This window comes from Corynebacterium guaraldiae (assembly GCF_053480195.1).
The window spans coordinates 15,709-34,381 of record NZ_JBRBAU010000002.1 but is presented as its reverse complement, the minus strand read 5'-3'; the positions used below and the strand labels follow the sequence as shown (position 1 = coordinate 34,381).

The 18,673-nt window shown below is 62.3% G+C and carries 15 protein-coding genes; 11 read left to right on the top strand and 4 right to left on the bottom strand.

What is annotated here, in order from left to right; genetic code table 11:
• Positions 1-358: 358 nt before the first annotated feature.
• The 8 genes from ACUY3D_RS01800 to ACUY3D_RS01765 all read left to right on the top strand — a co-directional run bounded on the left by ACUY3D_RS01800 (position 359) and on the right by ACUY3D_RS01765 (position 9,275).
• Entirely contained in the window at positions 359-1,321 is a 963-nt protein-coding gene (locus ACUY3D_RS01800; protein ID WP_101735916.1) for a DUF2891 family protein, read from the top strand.
• Between the two features lie 150 nt (positions 1,322-1,471).
• On the top strand, positions 1,472-2,485 hold the full coding sequence (locus ACUY3D_RS01795; RefSeq protein WP_448240217.1) for a hypothetical protein: 1,014 nt from the start codon (positions 1,472-1,474) through the stop codon (positions 2,483-2,485).
• A 296-nt stretch (positions 2,486-2,781) separates the two neighbouring features.
• Positions 2,782-3,537, top strand: a complete 756-nt coding sequence (locus ACUY3D_RS01790) for a hypothetical protein (RefSeq protein WP_101735915.1) — start codon at positions 2,782-2,784, stop codon at positions 3,535-3,537.
• Between the two features lie 418 nt (positions 3,538-3,955).
• Positions 3,956-4,321, top strand: a complete 366-nt coding sequence (locus ACUY3D_RS01785) for a hypothetical protein (RefSeq protein ID WP_448240216.1) — start codon at positions 3,956-3,958, stop codon at positions 4,319-4,321.
• Between the two features lie 223 nt (positions 4,322-4,544).
• The gene (locus ACUY3D_RS01780) at positions 4,545-5,306 is read left to right on the top strand and encodes a LamB/YcsF family protein (RefSeq protein WP_448240215.1); all 762 of its coding nucleotides are present in this window, start codon (positions 4,545-4,547) and stop codon (positions 5,304-5,306) included.
• A complete protein-coding gene (locus ACUY3D_RS01775) occupies positions 5,306-6,853 on the top strand; it encodes a 5-oxoprolinase subunit B/C family protein (protein ID WP_448240214.1) in 1,548 nt (515 codons plus the stop codon). Before ACUY3D_RS01780 ends, ACUY3D_RS01775 begins: the two co-directional genes overlap by 1 nt.
• A 24-nt stretch (positions 6,854-6,877) precedes the next feature.
• Positions 6,878-8,653 (top strand): acetyl/propionyl/methylcrotonyl-CoA carboxylase subunit alpha, encoded by a 1,776-nt coding sequence (locus tag ACUY3D_RS01770; protein ID WP_448240213.1) that lies wholly within the window; start codon positions 6,878-6,880, stop codon positions 8,651-8,653.
• A gap of 22 nt (positions 8,654-8,675) precedes the next feature.
• The gene (locus ACUY3D_RS01765) at positions 8,676-9,275 is read left to right on the top strand and encodes a GntR family transcriptional regulator (RefSeq protein ID WP_070523521.1); all 600 of its coding nucleotides are present in this window, start codon (positions 8,676-8,678) and stop codon (positions 9,273-9,275) included.
• A 254-nt stretch (positions 9,276-9,529) separates the two neighbouring features.
• Here ACUY3D_RS01765 and ACUY3D_RS01760 read toward each other — a convergent pair whose 3' ends face one another.
• Together ACUY3D_RS01760 and ACUY3D_RS01755 are read right to left on the bottom strand one after the other, a co-directional pair.
• Positions 9,530-10,309, bottom strand: coding sequence for a putative hydro-lyase (locus ACUY3D_RS01760; RefSeq protein WP_448240212.1), 780 nt, complete (start codon positions 10,307-10,309; stop codon positions 9,530-9,532).
• On the bottom strand, positions 10,300-11,463 hold the full coding sequence (locus ACUY3D_RS01755; RefSeq protein ID WP_448240330.1) for an NRAMP family divalent metal transporter: 1,164 nt from the start codon (positions 11,461-11,463) through the stop codon (positions 10,300-10,302). Before ACUY3D_RS01755 ends, ACUY3D_RS01760 begins: the two co-directional genes overlap by 10 nt.
• A 324-nt stretch (positions 11,464-11,787) precedes the next feature.
• Here ACUY3D_RS01755 and ACUY3D_RS01750 point away from each other — a divergent pair, with 324 nt between their 5' ends.
• Both ACUY3D_RS01750 and ACUY3D_RS01745 read left to right on the top strand, forming a co-directional pair.
• Positions 11,788-12,948: an acetyl-CoA C-acyltransferase gene (locus ACUY3D_RS01750; RefSeq protein WP_070597175.1), complete on the top strand. Its 1,161-nt coding sequence runs from the start codon at positions 11,788-11,790 to the stop codon at positions 12,946-12,948.
• Entirely contained in the window at positions 12,949-15,174 is a 2,226-nt protein-coding gene (locus tag ACUY3D_RS01745; RefSeq protein ID WP_448240211.1) for a 3-hydroxyacyl-CoA dehydrogenase/enoyl-CoA hydratase family protein, read from the top strand. It abuts the gene before it with no gap.
• A gap of 312 nt (positions 15,175-15,486) precedes the next feature.
• Here the strand turns inward: ACUY3D_RS01745 and ACUY3D_RS01740 are convergent, their stop codons facing one another.
• Positions 15,487-16,398: a type IV toxin-antitoxin system AbiEi family antitoxin gene (locus ACUY3D_RS01740; RefSeq protein ID WP_083306381.1), complete on the bottom strand. Its 912-nt coding sequence runs from the start codon at positions 16,396-16,398 to the stop codon at positions 15,487-15,489.
• Positions 16,399-16,761: 363 nt separating this feature from the next.
• Positions 16,762-17,937 carry an acyl-CoA dehydrogenase family protein gene (locus ACUY3D_RS01735; protein ID WP_448240210.1) on the bottom strand — a complete coding sequence of 392 codons (1,176 nt, stop codon included), beginning with the start codon at positions 17,935-17,937 and terminating at the stop codon, positions 16,762-16,764.
• A 177-nt stretch (positions 17,938-18,114) separates the two neighbouring features.
• Here ACUY3D_RS01735 and ACUY3D_RS01730 point away from each other — a divergent pair, with 177 nt between their 5' ends.
• A complete protein-coding gene (locus ACUY3D_RS01730; RefSeq protein WP_070521308.1) occupies positions 18,115-18,672 on the top strand; it encodes a TetR/AcrR family transcriptional regulator in 558 nt (185 codons plus the stop codon).
• Position 18,673 lies beyond the last annotated feature (1 nt).

The window sequence follows — 18,673 nt, the reverse complement described above, 5'->3', positions numbered from 1 at the left end:
TGCCAAGAACTCAAGATGGTCACAAAGAGCAGACTGATGTATGAGTATGCGCCGATATAGCTCTTCATCGATCTCTTGCCCAGTGCGCAACGCACTACCTATTCGATGTACTTGTCTCTTACTAAACGTCGTCGGCCTGTTTTCCAAGAACTGCACAGTTCCCCCTTCTTCGATAGTGGCAACCCCCAAAGACGAAGAGCATTGCCAGCATTTTCAGACACCCACACATCCCCCACCCCTTGGATGCCTGCCCTAAAGACTACGAGGGCGACCGGACACCAACACCACAATTTCGCATATATATTCGACGTTTGCGCTGAAACGCACATCCCATCTTCAGCTTTGCCATACTTGACGCATGACCACGCTAGAAACTTGTTCCAGCGCCTGGGCGAAAGCAATTATGGCCGCACTCGAGCGCGAATTCCCCGCCGCGATGCACCACACGAGCGCTTCCACAGAAGACTGCGACGTGCGCCCTCGCGAGCTACCCCCCAGTTTCTATGGCTGCTTCGACTGGCACTCCAGCGTCCACATGCAGTACTCAGGCGCGCTACTAAACAAGATTCTCGGGCCCGAGTCTCCGAAAGAACTTGCCGCGCTTCTCGACGATCGCCTCAGCGCAGAAGCCCTCACCACGGAATACAACTACCTACTCGCCCACCCCGGATATGAAATGCCCTATGGGCGCGCCTGGCTGCTGCAGCTCGCCTCCGTTCGGCCTGGCGAAGCGATGGACAAGCTCGTAGAGCTAACCGCACAGCACTGCCACGACTGGCTTGAATCACTCAACCAACCGGTGCGCCACGGCATGCATTCCAATACAGCCTTCAACCTTTTCCTCATCCTCGAGGCCGCGGAGAAACTCGGGCTGGATTCACTGGCGAGCTCGGTGCGCGAGGCTGCTGTCCGCCTTTTCGGCGAAGACCGCGACTACCCGCTCGAATGGGAGCTGTCCGGGCACGATTTCCTGTCCAACGGGCTATCGGAGGCCCTACTCATGTCGCGCGTGCTGCCGGACTTCCCACACTGGTTCGACGGCTTTCTTCCCCACCGCACCGAAGCACTGGAATTTCTCACACAAATCCCAGAGGTGCTTGACCCAACCGATGGCCGCCTGGCCCACCTCTACGGCCTAGCGCTAACCAGAGCATGGATGCTCGTTGAACTCGCCGAGCATTTCGACGCCTCCGTCCTACCACGCGCCCAAGCACTAGCAGCCAGCGCGCAAACGCAGCTTGTCGACGGCCACTTCATGTCCACCCACTGGCTCATCACCTACGCGTTGCACTTTCAGCTCGCTGCCGACGGAAGGCATTAGCCAACGGCTTCCCTCATCGCCAGCCATCCAGGCCGAGAGTTCAGGCGGCATTTTATGCCCGCTCCTGCCGCCATAGTGAGCGCATACGGAATAGTTACTTAGCGAGTAGTACTGTAACTTTCTAATTATCGTTCTCTTCAGGAGCTCACTATGGATTCTCGCTACTCGACACAGCGCGATAGCTATCGCCTGCCAGAAGAAGGAATCCGTATTGATCTGCGCGCCGAGCGTGCTCGCCGGCGAGGCTCTACTCACGACCACGAGAGCACTGCCCCTGAGCGCCCTTCCTACCGCCCGCGACGCCGCCCCAGCCAAGAACGCCTAGCTTCGTCCCCGTCGACAACTTCCCCTTCCCGTCGATCCGCTTCAACGTCGGCGCCTGCCCAACAAACGCCATCCCAACAAGTGCCGACCCAACAAGCGCCGACCCGAACGACGCCGAAGAAGACGACAACCCCTGCGCCACGGCGGAAATCACCGCGCCCTCGCACGCCCATCAGCCGTCGCGGGTTGGGAGTTCTCCTTATTTTGGCGATGGTTCTCGTCGGCATCGTCGCCGCACTTCAGATCAATAAGGAGCCAGACGCGCCCGCGCCGCAACCAACCGATGTGGTTGCGGAACCCGCCGCCGTCATCGAGCCCTCCCCAGCGGTGGAGATGTACATCCCGACAATTGATGTGCGCGCAGAGTTTGAAGAAGGCTCCTGTCGGATCAAAGACAACAAGATCAACCCCGACTCGATGAGTAAGGCTTGCACCTACACCGCGGAGGATAAACCCTATTCGCTACCCGGCACAGATGCACAGGACGTCGTGGTGGTCGCCGGACATACCGGTGCGGGAGTACCAGCGGTGTTCAATAACCTCTATGACGGTAGCGCCGACGAGCACAAAGCCTCTGTGGGCGACAAGTTATACCTGCGCACGCAGAACTCCGGCGAGCAATGGCTGGTGTACACCGCAACAGATCTGCACGATCCGTCGAAGGACGGCCTTGAGCAGGATGAGAGCATCTGGGGCACCGATACCCAGCCCGGTCGCCTTCTCACTATCAGCTGCATCCAGCCGGCCAACCCTTTGGCTGCTGCGGTGCGCAATGCCGTGGTGGGATGGCAGTTTGAGGGCGTAACCGAGGCTCCTGATCCTGCCGCAGAACAGAGCTAAGCCTGGTGCAGCATCCCCCGTTCGGGGGGATTTCCGCCACTACGCGCAGTTATCGAACATTTTCGCAGCTCAACCGACAAGACCGTTCTTATTCTTGCAGGTTAACAGACCTTGTAGCGCCGCCCGTGAGGACCTCAACCCACCGAACATGCCACCCGTTTGGCGTGAAATGCATCAGCCATGTTACGGAGCGAAATTTCGAAACCCGTGTGATTAATGTGAAAGTTGTGGCTATTGTGGTTCACGTCGGGTTGAATCCCTCTCACATACCTCACAAACCCCACAAGGAGAAGCTTATGAAGCGCATCAACCGCACCCTGACCGCAGCCGTTCTGGCCGGTTCCCTCGCACTGGGCGGCACCGCCGTTGCCTCTGCCCAGATCCCGGCTCCGGCTGAACTCACGGTCGATGGCGTCACCTACCAGAAGCAGGCCGACGGTAGCTACCAGCACCGCAACGAGAACGGCGAGTTGGACGGAACCACCAAACTGACCGCAGAGCAGGCACAGTGGGCTTGGGAGCAGCAGCAGGCTCAGGCGGCTGACGCCGAAGCACCCGAGGAAGATGCACCGACCACCACCAGCGTGATGGCCCCGGACATGGACATGGCAGCCACCGGCGAGGCTACCGCACCGTCTTCCGTTGACTACCCGATCAACGGCGAGTCCGAGGCTGAGCCGACCAGCACCGAGTTCGACAAGAAGCAGCTGGCCTGGCTGGCCCTGCCGGCCGCCCTCATCATCGGTGGCGTGACCTGGTACCTGGCCAAGGACGGCAAGACCTACGTGAAGTCCGAAGAGGCAGCTCAGAAGGACGCTCCTTCCGCTGAGGAGAAGGCCGCTTCCGAGAAGATGCTGCAGGAGAACAAGGACGAGGTCATCGCCCAGGGCGGCAAGGTTGCTGAAGGCACCGCCGCACAGACCCCAGCACAGTCCCGCGGTATCTCCGCTGAGACTGGTTCCAACACCGTTGCCCGCGGCCTCGCCGCACTGGCAATCGCAGCGATGATCGCCGCTGGCGCTGTCGTTGCTCGCCGCAAGCTCTTCATCTAAGAGGTTTAAGGCCTAGAGCCAACAGGCAACTCATCCGCGTCTCTTCCTTTCCCTACCGGGGTGGAGAGACGCGGCTTTTGCAGTTTTATACGCCCGTTGGGCCACCACTTTTCCGGCCGCACCCCTTGGAGGGAGTTAAAAGATTCAATGGATGAACTAGCACGCAAGCAAGCCTCAAAACCCGAACCACGCAGGAAGTTTCATCCCACCACCACAAGGGCCGGCACCACCCGACGAGCCAGCGCACCCTGACACAACCATGAAAATTTGCGTGGAGTAGCTTAAAAATTGGAAATAGTTTGACCTACCTCACTAATTTTCGGTTAGTATGTGGGAAGTCGACATCAGTTAACGGTGACAACATCGTCTGATACGGCGTTGACCAAACTTTCCCGATCTAACCCCAGGAGTAAGAAACATGAAGCGCATTTCCCGCAACCTCACCGCCGCAGCCCTGGCCGGCGCCCTCGCACTCGCAGGCGTCACCGCCGCCAACGCTGAAGACACCACCGGCCAGAGCACCAACGCCACCTCCAGCACCGGCACCGAAGGCGATAACGGCAGCAGCAACCAGGGCGGCAACGCCGGCAGCAGCGACGAAGGCAAGGGCGACCAGAGCAGCGAGGATCAGAGCTCTTCTGACGACATCAAGGGCAAGCTCTCCTCCGAGGACGGCAAGCCTTCCGGGCTGGGCATCGCCATCATCGTCCTCGGCGTCGTAGGCGCACTGGCCGCAGCTGCACCGGCCGCAGCACAGGCACTGGGAGTCAACCTCCCGTTCTAATCTGAATCCTGCACCATCGAGCTTCAAACGCGAAGCTCTTAGCAGCGCCGGCCCACCAGCGCGAGGCAGCCGCACCCCCATCGCCGTCGTGATGGGGGTGTTTTCACGTCCCACCCATCCACAGATACGGGACACACTTCACAAACCTACGTGATGCGGGCTACACTAGGCACCCATAGATTGTTCAACAATTTGGGAACTACAGAAGAGGTGTCCTCCTGTTATGAGCGCGCTGCACATAGACCTCAACGCTGACCTCGGCGAAACCACCGCCGGCAACCCCGTTGCCGATGACGCCGCGATGCTCCAGCTCGTCTCCTCCGCCAACGTCGCCACCGGCTTCCACGCCGGCGACCCGCACTCCATCGCGGGCACCCTCAAGGCGGCCGCAGAAGCAGGCGTCACCGTCGGCGCACACGTGGGCTATAACGACCCGGCAGCCTTCGGGCGCCGCTTCATCGATTACGCACCTGCCGAGCTTGCCGACGAAGTCACTTACCAAATCGGTGCCCTCCAAGCCCTGGCCCAGGCCAACGGAACCCGCGTGGCCTATGTCAAGCCGCACGGCGCGATGTACAACACCATCGTCCACCACGAGGCCCAGGCCCACGCCGTCATCGACGGCATCAAAGCCTTCGGTGATCTACCCGTCATGCTGCTGCCAGGAGGCGTCGCCGTCGACATCGCGGAGCAGAAGGGCCTGACCGTCATCCGCGAGGCCTTCGCCGACCGCAACTACAACCCCGATGGCACGCTCGTCTCACGGCGCGAGGCGAATGCGGTGATGGGTGATGAGGGGGACGTCGTCAAGCGCGTGCTCGAAGTCGCCGAAACCGGATCCATCACGGCCATCGATGGCTCCGTGCTCAACGTGGATGCCCAGTCGGTGTGCACGCACGGTGATTCGCCCGGCGCGGTGCAACTGCTGCGCGGTGTGGTCGCCGAGCTGCAGGAGCGCGGAATCGAGATTCGGAGCGCTATCTAATGCATATTCACCCCGTGGGAACGCGCGCGCTGCTCGTGGAGCTGGAGGACTTGTCCCAGGTCATGGCGTGGCACGCGGCCCTCGACGCCAATCCGCTCAAGGACCAAGTCGATGCCATTGCTGCCGCCACGACCTTGTTGCTGACCTTTGCCACGCCGAATTCCGCCGCCGCTGCCGCCGAGAAGCTGCAGGACTTCCACCCCACCGCGCAGGCGGGCGAGGATCCGCGCTTTGTGGAGATCGACGTCCTTTATGACGGCGAGGACCTCGACGAGGCGGCTGAGTTGATGGGTATGTCGAGCGAAGGCCTCATCGACTGGCACACGTCCACCGAGTGGCTCGCGGCCTTCGGTGGCTTCGCTCCCGGCTTTACCTATTGCACCCCGGCTGACCCGGCGCAGAACTTCAACATCGGGCGCCGCGCCACCCCGCGCACCGCGGTGCCGGCGGGGGCCGTCGGTATTGCCGGCGGATTCTCCGCTGTCTACCCGCGCGTCTCCCCCGGCGGCTGGCAGCTGCTGGGCACCACCTCGACCCCGATGTGGGAATCCGATGCCCACCCACCAGCGCTGGTGCAGCCCGGTGACCGCGTGCGCTACCGCGCGGTGAGCTCGCTGCCGGACGTGGTGTCGACCACGCCTTTCGGCCGCCGCACCCCAGCGCGCCTGCCGCGCATGGAGGTCCTCGATGCCGGGCTGCTCACGCTCTTCCAAGACCAGGGGCGCCCCGGCCGCGGCAACTTGGGTGTTACGCCCTCGGGTGCGGCGGACCTGGCGGCGGCTGCCACGGCCAACGTCGCGGTGGGCAACCCCCGCGGGGCCACCGTGCTGGAGAACATCGGTGGCATCCGCCTGCGCGCGCTGACCGACGCCGTCATGTGCGTCACCGGCGCCCAATCCCGCGTCCTGCTGGACGATATGCCGGTGCACCTCGCGCGCCCGGTGCTCGTCACCGCTGGTTCGACGGTGACCGTGGATCCCGCGACGGTGGGCCTGCGCAACTACATCGCCATCCGCGGCGGCATCGTGGCGGATGCGGAGCTGGGCTCTGCCTCGACGGACGTGCTCTCTGGGTTGGGGCCGCAGCCGGTGCGGCTGGGCGACGTCATCGGCGTCCTCCCCCGCTCCACCGCAATGACCGATGCCCAGCTGAGTAACCCGATGCGCGTTCGTGAAGGCGCGAATGGCCAGACCGAGGGCGTGCTGCGCTGCGTGCTCGGCCCGCGCGATGACTGGTTCACGCCCGAGAGCCTGGAGGCCTTCCTGGCCACCGAGTGGACCGTGACCGCGCAGTCCAACCGCGTGGGCGTGCGCCTGGTCGGCCCGGAGGGCTCCGTGGAACTAAGCCGTGCCCGCGAGGGCGAGCTGCCCTCGGAGGGCATGGTCGCCGGCTCAGTCCAGGTTCCGCCGAGTGGCGAGCCCGTGATTTTCCTCCGCGATCACGCCGTGACCGGCGGTTACCCGGTCATCGCCACGGTCCTCGAAGAAGATATTGATATTGCCGCGCAGCTCCCGCCGGGGGCGACGGTCCGCTTTGAACTCGCTTAAACACTAGTAAAGGAACACCCACCCATGATTTCTGCAGTCCTTATTGCTAACCGCGGCGAGATCGCCGTCCGAATCGCCCGCACCGCGCGCGACATGGGCATCCGCTCCATCGCCATTTACTCCGAAGCCGATGCCGGCGCCCTGCACACTCAGGTGGCTGACGAAGCCTACGCACTACCCGGCAACTCCGCGGCGGATACCTATATGAATGTCCCCGCGCTCCTCGATATCGCCGTGCGCGCCGGCGCGGATGCCATCCACCCCGGCTACGGCTTCCTCTCGGAGAACGCCGACTTTGCCCGCGCCGTGGCCGAGGCCGGCCTGACGTGGATTGGCCCGTCGCCGGAGTCCATCGAGCTGCTCGGTGACAAGATTGCCGCGCGCCGCGTGGCCGAGGAGGTTGGCGCCCCGCTGGCACCGGGTACCTCTGATCCCATCGATGACTGGCAGGAGGCCCGCGCCTTCGCTGAGGAGCACGGCCTGCCCATCGCCATCAAGGCTGCCTATGGCGGCGGCGGACGCGGCCTGAAGGTGGTGGAGAACCTCGAGGACATCGAGGCCGCCTTCAACTCCGCCGGCCGCGAAGCCAAGGAGGCTTTCGGGCGCGCGGAGTGCTACGTGGAGAAGTTCCTGACCCACCCGCGCCACGTGGAGGCGCAGATTCTGGCTGATACGCACGGCAACGTCGCCGTGCTGGGCACCCGCGATTGCTCCACGCAGCGCCGCTTCCAGAAGCTCATCGAGGAGGCTCCGGCGCCTGCGCTTTCCGACGAACAGCGCACCGGCATCCACGAGGGTGCCCGCGCCATCTGCGCGAAGGTGGGCTACACCGGTGCCGGCACGGTGGAGTACATCGTCTCCGAGGATGGCACGATTTCCTTCCTCGAGGTCAACACCCGTGTGCAGGTGGAGCACCCGGTGACTGAGATGGTCACGGGCGTGGACATCATTGCGGAGCAGTTCCGCATCGCTTCCGGCGAACCCCTCTCCTTCGCGTCTGATTCCTCTTCCTCGTCTGAAGCGCAAGCTTCAGACCCTGTGTCCGATGGCCACGCCTTCGAGTTCCGCATCAACGCCGAGGACATCCTCAACGGTTTCGCTCCCTGCCCGGGCACCATCGTGCGCTTCGAGCCGCCGACGGGCCCTGGCATCCGCGTGGACTCCGGCGTGCGCTCCGGCTCCATCGTGCCGCCCTACTATGACTCGCTCGTGGCTAAGCTTCTGGTGTGGGGGCCGACCCGCGAGATCGCACTGAAGCGTGCACAGCAGGCCCTCCAGGAATTCGACATCGAGGGCGTGCGCACCGTGCTGCCCTTCCACCGCGATATGGTCTCCTCCCAGGTCCTCGTGGATCACGGCGACGCCGATGCCGCAGCCGGCATTTACACCGACTGGCTCGACCACAACTACCGCCCCTCCGCGGAGGCCACGAGCGCTACCGTCCCCGTCGAGGCCATCTACGCGCAGCGCACCCGCGTTGCGCTGGAGATCGACGGCAAGCTTGTCAGCGTGGGCTTCCCCACCGATATGCTGTCGCAGGGGCAGGTGAAGGGGGCGTCGGCAAGCGCGGCCTCCGGTGCCAGCGCCAGCGGCAACGAGGTGACCTGTCCTTATGAGGCCAACCTCGTGGCGTGGAACGTGGCGGACGGCGAAACGGTCGAGGAAGGCCAGGCCATCGCCACGATTGAGGCCATGAAGATGGAATCCGCGGTCAAGGCTCCGGCCGCGGGCACGCTGAGCCGTGTGGCAAAGGAGGGTTCCAGGCTGGAACCGGGCGCGGTAATCGCCACGATTTCCTAAGCGGCGGGCTACTGTAAGTCGCATGCTTGCTGATTCCGTCGCGTCCGCGCTCCGCGCCGCCATCTCCGAGGGCGAGTACATGCCCGGACACCAGCTCAGCGAGGTCCGCGCGGCCGAGCGCTTCGAATGCTCCCGCAACACGCTGCGGGAGTCCTTCGCCATGCTCGCCTCCGAGCGCATCGTGGAGCGCATCCCGCACAGGGGTGTGTTCATCGCCACCCCTGACGGCGATTTCGTGCGCGATCTCTACTTGGCGCGCGCTGCCATCGAGCCGGCCGCGGCGCGCTATGCCACCTTCGAGGACCCAGGCGAGCTGGTGCGGCTGACCGAATCCGCAGTGCTTAACGACGCCCCCCGCCCCCTCATCAACCAGCGCTTCCACAAGCAGCTGGTCGCCGGTTTGGGCTCGCCGACGCTGGACCGCTCCATGTCGCACCTGCTGGCGCGCATGCGCTTGACCTTCTTGTTGACGCTGGAGCGCTACCCGCAGATTCACGATAACCACGTGCAAGCCAACATCGACTTGGCCCACCTCATTGCGCAAGGCGAGCGCGAGGCGGCCGCCGATGCCTGCCGCGCGGACTTGATGCGCGCGATGGAATCGATTCTCCGGGTCCTTTAGCTTCCTTTAGTTTCCGAGTCCCCCACTATGGCCTTCGCTCCTGTTAGCCGGTTCCACCCGCGCAAAACTAACCGGCACCACATGGTTCGAGTGAGATGGTTCGGGTCAAAAGGTTCGTTTACCCCCAAGTGAACCATCTATGCACTCAAAGAAGGTTTGTTTGCCCCCAAACAAACCTTCTGACCAGAACCATCTGAGTAGAACCATGTATCGGCGCACTGAGGGCTTGGGGTGGTAGCACCACCGCACAGAAATTAAGGGATGAGGAAGTCGCGGTCCGGGATGTCGGTGACGAGCATCTTGCCCGGGGCATGTGTGATGGCCAGGCTGGGTCGCGAGTTCATCACGATGGCCTGCGGGGTCACGCCGCACGCCCAGAAGACCGGGATGGTGCCCTCAGGGATGTCGACGGCTTCGCCGAAATCGGGCTGCGACAAGTCCTCGATGCCGATGGCAGCAGGGTCACCCACGTGAACCGGGGCACCATGGACGCCCGGGTAGCGGGAGGTGATGCGGACGGCATCGGCAACCTGGCTCGCGGGGATGGGACGCATGGAGACGACCATCGGCCCGGAGAAGACTCCAGCCGGCGCGCAGGGAATCGAGGTGCGATACATCGGCACGTTGCGGCCCTGATCAATGTGGGCGATGGAAATGCCGTTCTCCACGAGCGCATTCTCAAAGGTGAAGGAACAACCGATGAGGAAGGAGACGATGTGGGCGGAGTAGAAGGGGGAAGCGTCGTCAAGCGTCTGCGTAAGCTGGCCGTCCTCATAGATGTTGTAGGCCGGGATGTCCGTGCGGATGTCTCCGCCCGGGATGAGCTCGGAGGTGAACTGCCCGGCCTCCAGCACACCGACGATGGGGCACGGCTTGGGGTTGCGCTGTGCAAAGAGGAGGAAGTCGAAGGCGTACTCGCGCGGCAGCGCGATGAGGTTAGCCTGCATGAAGCCGCGGGCGTGGCCGGCGGTGGTGGTCATGTCGTGCGCGCGGGCGAAGGCGCGCACATCTGCGGGAGTCTGCATTATGCCCATAGTTCAACGATTCCCGAGATGGATTTAACGCCAATGAAGATTTCCAGCACGAGCGCTAGGACGCCGGCGATGAGCAGCCACATCGGCTGCTTGACGCCGTGGGTGAGGTCATGGCGCTTGAACGCGACCCACATCACCATGGCGAAGGCGATGGGCAGGATGATGCCATTGAAGGCGCCGGCGAAGATGAGCAGCTTCTGCGGTGCGGAGTTGAGGATAGCGAAGAGGATGGCGCAGACAACGATGAATCCGACGGTGAGGAAGTTACGGGTCCGCGGGCTGACCTTCTGGGTGGTCACGAAGGTGATGGAGGTGTAGGAGGCGCCGATGACGGAGGACAGGCCGGCCGCGAAAAGGACGACACCGAAGGCGCGAAGGCCGAACTCGCCGGCGGCCTGGCGGAAGGCATCGGCGGCCGTGTTGTCCTCGGAGAGCGCAACACCCGTGGCGACGACGCCCAGGACCGCGAGGAAGAGCAGCACGCGCATGATGCCGGTGACGATGATGCCGAGCACGGAGGTCTTCGTAATCGCGCCGACGTTCTCCGGGCCGGACAGGCCCGAGTCGATGAGGCGGTGTGCGCCGGCAAACGTAATGTAGCCGCCCACCGTGCCACCGATGAGGGTGGTGATGACGAAGAAGTCAATGCTTTCCGGCATGACGGTATTCTTCAGGGCCTCACCCACCGGCGGCTGGGAAACAATCGCCACGTAAAGCATGAGCAGAATCATGATGGCACCCAGCGCGGCGACGATGCGGTCAAGCGCAACACCCGCCCGCTTGGACAGGAAGATGAAGATGGCGATGGCCGAGGCGATGAGGCCACCGATGCGCGCATCGATGCCGATCATGGCGTTTAGGCCCAGGCCGGAGCCGGCGATGTTGCCGATGTTAAAGACCACGCCGCCGATGAAGACTAGGACAGCGAGGAACCAACCCAGGCCCGGCAGCACAGTGTTACCCAGCTCGTTAGCCCGCATGCCGGAGACAGCGAGGATGCGCCAGACGTTGAGCTGGATGGCGATGTCCACAATGATCGACAGCGCAATGGCAAAGGCGAAGGCCGCGCCCATCTGCACGGTGAAGACGGAGGTTTGGGTCAAAAAGCCCGGGCCGATAGCGGAGGTGGCCATGAGGAACATGGCGCCGGCCATGGCGCCGATGCCCTTGGGGGCTTGCGCTTCTTTCGGCGCGTCCTGTGTAGTTCCCTGGGCTGCTTCCTGGGAAGCTGCGGAGGAATTGGTTGATTCCAAGCTCATTGTTGGGCACCTTTCGTGACGAAGGTCGCATTTAACGATGGTGAAAGCATAAGGGTTGTTGAACAATCTGTAAACAACGCGGGGGTGGCGCACGTTACACCCATGCCATAACTACAGCCCCTCACACACTTTCCAGTGGAGCTCCGTTGCACGCGGCGAAAAAGTGACCTAGGATACCGAGTTAACTAATGGTGATTCGTTAAACCTATGGAGGAGCTCATGCCCCAAGACATCTACATCGCGGGCGCCGCACGCCTGCCCATCGGAAAATTCGGCGGTAGCCTGGCCCGCCTTTCCCTTACCGAGCTCGGTTCGCTTGCCGCCGAAGCAGCTATTGAGCGTTCGGGGCTTACTGGTGCAGACCTCGATACCGCCGTGGCCTCCAACGTCATGCCCGTCGTGCCGAAGGACCTCTACCTCTCACGCGCCATTGCCAAGAACGTCGGCATGCCGGACTCCTCCACTGCGATGGGCGTCAACCGCCTGTGCGGCTCCGGAGTCCAGGCCGTCATCAGCGCGGCCCAGCTTCTGCAGACTGGCGACGGCTCCCTGGCGCTGGCCGTCGGCGCGGAATCCATGAGCAACGCACCCTACTCCGTCGAAGGCGCACGCTTTGGCAAGCGCATGGGTGACGGCAAACTCTATGACTGGCTCACCGGCGCGCTCTCCTGCCCCTTCGGCACCGGCCACATGGGCGTGACCGCAGAAAACGTCGCCGCCGATAACAACATCTCCCGCGAGCGCCAGGACGAGTTCGCCGCCGAGTCCCAGGAGCGGGCCGCCCAGGCCCGCGCGGAAGGCGTCCACGCGGAAGAAATCGTCCCCGTCGGCGAGCTGGACTTTGATGAGGCGGTGCGAGAGACGGACGTCGAGAAGCTGGCGAAGCTCAAGCCGGTCTTTGTTAAGGACGGAACCGTCACTGCCGGCAACGCCTCCGGCATCAACGATGGCGCGGCGGCCGCTGTGCTCGCCACCGCGGAGGAAGTGACCAAGCGTGGCCTGAACCCGCTGGCGAAGATTGTGTCCTGGTCCATCGCGGGCGTGGACCCGACGCGTATGGGCATCGGCCCTATCGCTGCCGTCCCGAAGGCGCTGGAGAAGGCCGGGCTGAAACTGGAGGACATCGACCTCATCGAATCCAACGAGGCCTTCGCTGCCCAGGCCATCGCCGTGCAGGACCAGCTGGGCTTCGACCCGGCGAAGACGAACGTCTACGGCGGCGCCGTTGCACACGGCCACCCGGTTGGCGCCACGGGCGTCATCCTGCTCACCAAGCTGGCTTATGCGCTGCGCCGCCAGGGCAAGCGCTATGGCCTGGTCACCATGTGCATCGGCGGCGGTCAGGGAATCGCCATGATTATTGAGAATGGAGCGAAGTAAATGAGCATCACCAAGGTAGCCGTCATCGGCGCAGGTTCTATGGGTTCGGGCATCGCCGCGCTGTGTGCGTCGGCGGGCATGGACGTCGTGCTGCTGGACCAGAATGCGGAGGGCGCCCAAAAGGGCGTCGAGATCCAGCTCAAGCGCAAGGGCTTCCACCTGCCGGAGTTCGCCGAGCGCGTGCGCGCCAGCGATGACTACGCCCTGCTGGAGGACCGCGAGTGGGTCATCGAGGCCATCTTCGAGGACTTGGGCGCCAAGCACTCTCTCTACCAAGCCATCGAGCCTCATTTGCCCGCGGACGCTCTGTTGAGCTCGAATACCTCAACCCTGCCGCTAGCCTCTCTTCTTGAGGGCGTTCCGGAGGCCCGCCGCGATAAGTTCGCCATCACGCACTTCTTCAACCCGCCGAAGATCATGCGCCTTGTGGAGCTCATCGCCTCCGGCCCCACGGAGGCGGCACTGCGCACAACCATCGAGCAAACCCTGGGCAAGATTGCGCTCGAATGCCGCGACACCCCGGGCTTTATTGCCAACCGCGTGGGCTGCTACTGGATGGCCGCCGGCGTGGCCCGCGCCCGCGAGTTCGACGTGAGCTACGAGCTTGCCGACGCCTCCTTCGGCCGCGCCTTCGGCATCCCCCGCACCGGCATCTTTGGCCTGCTCGACTACATCGGTCTCCAGCTGGTCAAGCCGATTTGGAAGTCTCTGGAGACCGCCCTCCCCGAGGGCGATCCGCTCCTGGACGTTCCGCTCGGCGATGATCCCTTCATCGAGGGCCTCGTATCTCGCGGGCTGACCGGCCGCACGGGTGAGGGCGGCTTTTACCGCGGCCGAAACGAGGTCATTTCTGAGTCCTACGAGTACGTACCCCGCTCGACGTTGTCTGATCCCGTCGTGGGGCTCAAAGACCCCCGCGAGGTCATGGACACCGACTCCCCCGGCGGCCGCTTCGCCCGCGCGGTCTTCCTCGACACGCTGGCGTATTGCTGCGAGGTCGCGTCCTCCATTGCGGAGCACGTGGGCCTCATCGACGAGGGCCTGACCTTGGGCTTCGGCTGGAAGAAGGGCATCTTCGCGCTTGCCGACGCCATCGGAATCGACCACGTCGCCTCCGCCTACGGCTCCGATGTTCCTTCCCTGGTCTCGGCCGCTGCTTCGGCGGGTGGCTTCTACGGCGAGGGCTCGGTGCTCTCCTCTACCGGTTCGCGCCAGGAGCTCGCGCCGCGCGAAGGTGTGGTGACCTTGGCTTCTCTTGAGAAGGAGACCATCGTGTCTCTGGACGCGGGCGCGGTTCACGCGGTGTCCACGTCTGCTGGGCGCATTGGCATCATCGACCTGCACACGCCGATGAACTCCATGCCGACTCCAGCCCTCGAGGTTATTCGCGCTGCTCTCGACGCTGTATCCTCCTCCAACCTTGTCGCGCTGGTTATCAGCAACGACAAGCCGGTCTTCTGCGCGGGTGCGGACCTGGCTTCTATTGCGGCTGCGGGCGAATCGGGTTCTGCTTCGCGCGTCGAATCTTTGATTGCGGATGGCTCGAAGACCCTGCGTGCACTCAAGTTCGCTCCGGTCCCCGTGGTGGCAGCTGTGCGTGGCGTGGCCTTGGGCGGTGGCTTTGAAACTGCGCTGGCCTGCGACCGCATCGTGGCGCACGCCGATACGCGCCTCGGCTTCCCGGAGCGCACCGTGGGCTTGTACCCCGGCTGGACGGGAACCATCTCTTCGCTGGAGCGCCTCAAGGCGGCCGGTGTAGAAGACTATCACCAGAAGGCCTTCGACTTCATCGCCTCGGCCCGCAACTTCTCCTCGGCTTTCGAAGCGCAAAAGGCTGGCTTCCTCTCCTCCGATGACGTCGTGCTCATGTCCTTCGACCACGTCCTCGCCCGCGCTTTGTGCGAAGCTGCCGACCTGGCTGCCTCCTACACCCCGCCCGCGGACGCTTCTATCGAGATGTACTCCGGCTCCCCCGCCTTGGACCGCGACTGGCCCATCGACGGCACCACCGAGAACGACCACGTCATCGTGGCCAAGCTCGCCGAGATGTACACCGCTCCCAGCTCCACCTCCGCTGCTCCCGACTCCAATACAACCCCGGTTTCGCTGAGCTTCACCGAGTTCTGCGAGCGCGAAGTGGAGTACGACGTGCCACTGGTCCTCCTCCCGGCCAACGTGGAGCGCGCCAAGCACATGGCAGCCACCCGCAAGCCCCTCAACAACTAGCCTCGGCCGCTTCCGCTTCCCAACCTCGCTCCCTTTTTCGGAGCGGGGTTTCTCCTTGTTCTTTGCGACCTGGACCGGCAATTGACAGGCAGGTTTATGCTGGTCATTTGCAAGTTTGAGCTGGGCATCCTCTTTACAACTTTTAGCCTTGCACATGGTTCCACTCAAAAGGCATTAGTCACATGGTTTACTTGCACCCAAGTAAACCATCTAGGCGTTTACAAACGGTTCGTTTGCCCCAAACAAACCTTCTCACTAATGCCTTCTGAATGAAACCATCTGCCGGCGCTTTCGCGCTGGCAAGGAGTCTCGCTAGGCTGAACGAGGTTGCACGGTGTTTAACGCACCGCGCACCTCGTTAAGAACCCGTTCTCGGTTCTGGAGAAGATCCCGTGGTGAGTAACGCAACACGATGTATCCGAGATTCTGAAGGTATTTCTCTCTTTGCCGCTCAGCCCGTATCACCGCTTCGGTAGATTTTCCGTAGGTCGCTCCGTCGTACTTCACAGCGCCGTCTATTTCCATGATGATTTTGCCGTTGATAAACAAGTCCGGCCGATACCCACCCTGAAGCTCTGGCTGAACCACGAGTTTCTTTCCTAGGCCTTCCACAATCAACATGCCGCGAGCAAAGGACTCATAGGGAGATTCGGCGAGGGTGGTGGCATGCGAAACTACTCTCCTAGCTTGAGCTGCACCTTTTACACGGCCCATTGCCGTGATCATTGACCGTAATTCGTCAACGCTAACGAGTCGTTTGCGCAAAGCGGAGTCGACAGCCATCAACCCTTCCTCAAACGTCGCAAGCCGTGCGACGTCGATGCAGGTGCGCGCAACCGACGTGCACCGAAGCCCGAAGCGCTCCATAATGTCTGAGGTTGGCAGCCACATTTTTCGGTACATCACCTTACTATCCCATTGCCGTCGCGGCGGAACTGTTTTGGATTGCCGTGCTAGAACAACCTGTGCGTCCCGAGACGACAGCGTCCACAAGCCCAACAGTTTGGCCGCAGATCTTTCCACGAGAACTGACCGATGCGCGCTACGTCCGAAGGCAACGATGTCAAAGAGATGGCGTTGATAGTAAGGAAGAGTTGAATAGTACTCGCTGTTTATAGCGTAACGCGAGGTGAGGCGAATAAGTTCACCTGAAGCAATCTGTTTCCACACGGGGTGGTTGTTCGAAAGGGGTCGTAGGTAAATGAGGTGTGAATCGTCAATCATGCTTCCATCATCGTGGCTTCCAGCCCTCAAAAGCTACGGTCGATTCCCCGCCTGTGGATAACTTCAACTCATCCATCGAATTGGCTGATCCTTCAACAAAGTAATCCACAAGGTTCCACTCACAAGGCTTCACTCAGAAGTCTCTAGTCAAAAGGCTCGTTTGCACCCAAGTAAACCTTCTAACAGCACAAAGAAGGTTCGTTTGCCCCCAAACAAACCTTCTCGCTAATGCCTTATGAGCAGAACCATCTGCGACCGCTCACGGCGGTTCCAGCAGTAGCCTCCCCATTAGGACTCGAACCTAGAGGGGCCGCGGTAGTGGGGAAAAGATGGGCATGGTGAAATAGGGGCCACTTCGAAGCGCTATTTGTAGGCCGAGAAGCCCGTAATCTTCTTGCCCATAATGAGGGACTGCACTGTATCCGTGCCCTCGTAGGTGTGCATGGCCTCGATGTCCGCGAAGTGGCGCGCGATGTCGTTCTCCAGCAAAATGCCAACCCCGCCAAGCATGTCACGAGCATCGGAGGCGATACGGCGAGCAGCACGCGTGTTGTGGAGCTTCGCCGCCGAGGCCTGCTCCGGCAGCAACGTACCTGCGGTTTCTCGTAATGAGACCTCACGGCAGGTCAGCATCATCTGGCTCAAATCGAGGACCATGTTGGCCAAGCGCTGCTGAATGATCTGCGCCTTCGCCAGCTCGCGGCCAAACTGGACGCGCTCGAGCACATACGAGCGGGCAATCTCATAACAGGCCACCGCCGAACCCAGCGCCATCCAGGACACACCAATGCGTGTAGCAGTCAGCACGCGGGAAACATCCTTGAAGCTGCGACAACCCGGCAATTGGTTGGCGGCGGGGATACGACAGTCGGTCAACGTAATGTGCGCCTGGTGGATAGCCCGCAGCGAAAGCTTGCCCTCAATCACGGATGCCGAATAACCGGGGGCCTCCTGCGGAACAATGAAACCGCCAACGTTGCCATCCTCCATGCGCGCATAGATGATCGTGACGCCACCGGAAGCACCATTACCAATCCACTTCTTCTCGCCGTTCAGGACCCACTCATCGCCATCGCGCACCGCGGTGGTCTCCAAGGCAATCGAATCCGAACCGTGGGCCGGCTCCGTCAACCCAAAAGCCCCAAGCAGCGAGCACGAAGCCATTTTCGGCAAGTATGAAGCCTGCTGCTCCGGAGAACCCAACATAGAAATAGAGCGCATAGCCAGCCCCGCCTGCACCGCAATCACCGTGCCCATCGAGGCATCCGCACGTGTGACCTCCATGAGCGCCAAGCCAGCACCGAGCGTGGACATCTCTTCGTGGCCTTCAACCGCCAAGCCATCAGTCATCACGTCCAGCTCCCCCAAACGCTGAACCAAGTCCAGCGGGTATTCCGCAGCCTGCCAATGCTGGTTAATCACCGGAGCCGAGTACTCGCGGAAACGAGCAGCTCGCTTCCACCCCGCAGCATCGACCTCAGAGAGGTTGTCAAAAACGCCCAGGAAGTCAGTGGTGGGCTCGAAGAGGTTGTGGGACATAGTAAATTCTCCAACAAACAGGCAATACGAATGACGATTAGCGTTAATTGTGACCTGACTCTCTCCCTCTGTCAAGTCCGCCAAGAGCAACCACACTGTCCGAAAGCACACGTTCTCCCCCACCCCACAGCACCGGGTATACTAACCGCCATTAGCTCGATGAGGAGGACGCCCACCATGGCCAACCAGAGACGCCGCGACCAAATCGCCGCCGCCGCACTCGACCTCTTTGACCAGCGTGGCTACCACGCCACCGGCATGGAGGACATCGCCAAAGCCGTCGGCATGCGCGCCTCCAGCCTGTACAACCACTTCTCCTCCAAGCAGGAGCTTCTCGCCGAAGTCACCATCACCGCCATGGAGGACCTCCTTCGCGCCAACGCCGCTTGCCTCGCAGGGCTGAAAGACCCCCGCGACAAGCTCGTTGCCACTATGAAAGCCCACGTCATCTACCACGCCACCCACGCCCGGCGCGTCCGCGTGGTCAACAACGAGCTCACCAACCTCGAAGAGCCCCACAAATCCGTCGTCCTGCAGCTGCGCCGCGATTATGTCGCCCGCTGGATGGCCGTGGTCAACGAGGGCGACTTCCACGCCGAAAACCTCAAAATCGCCTGCTGGGCGCTCATCGACATGGGCATCGGCGTCGCCCAATGGTTTAGCCCCGACGGTGACTACACCGCCGAGGCTTTGGGTGATATGTACGGCCAGTTCGCCCTGCGCCAACTTACCTAAG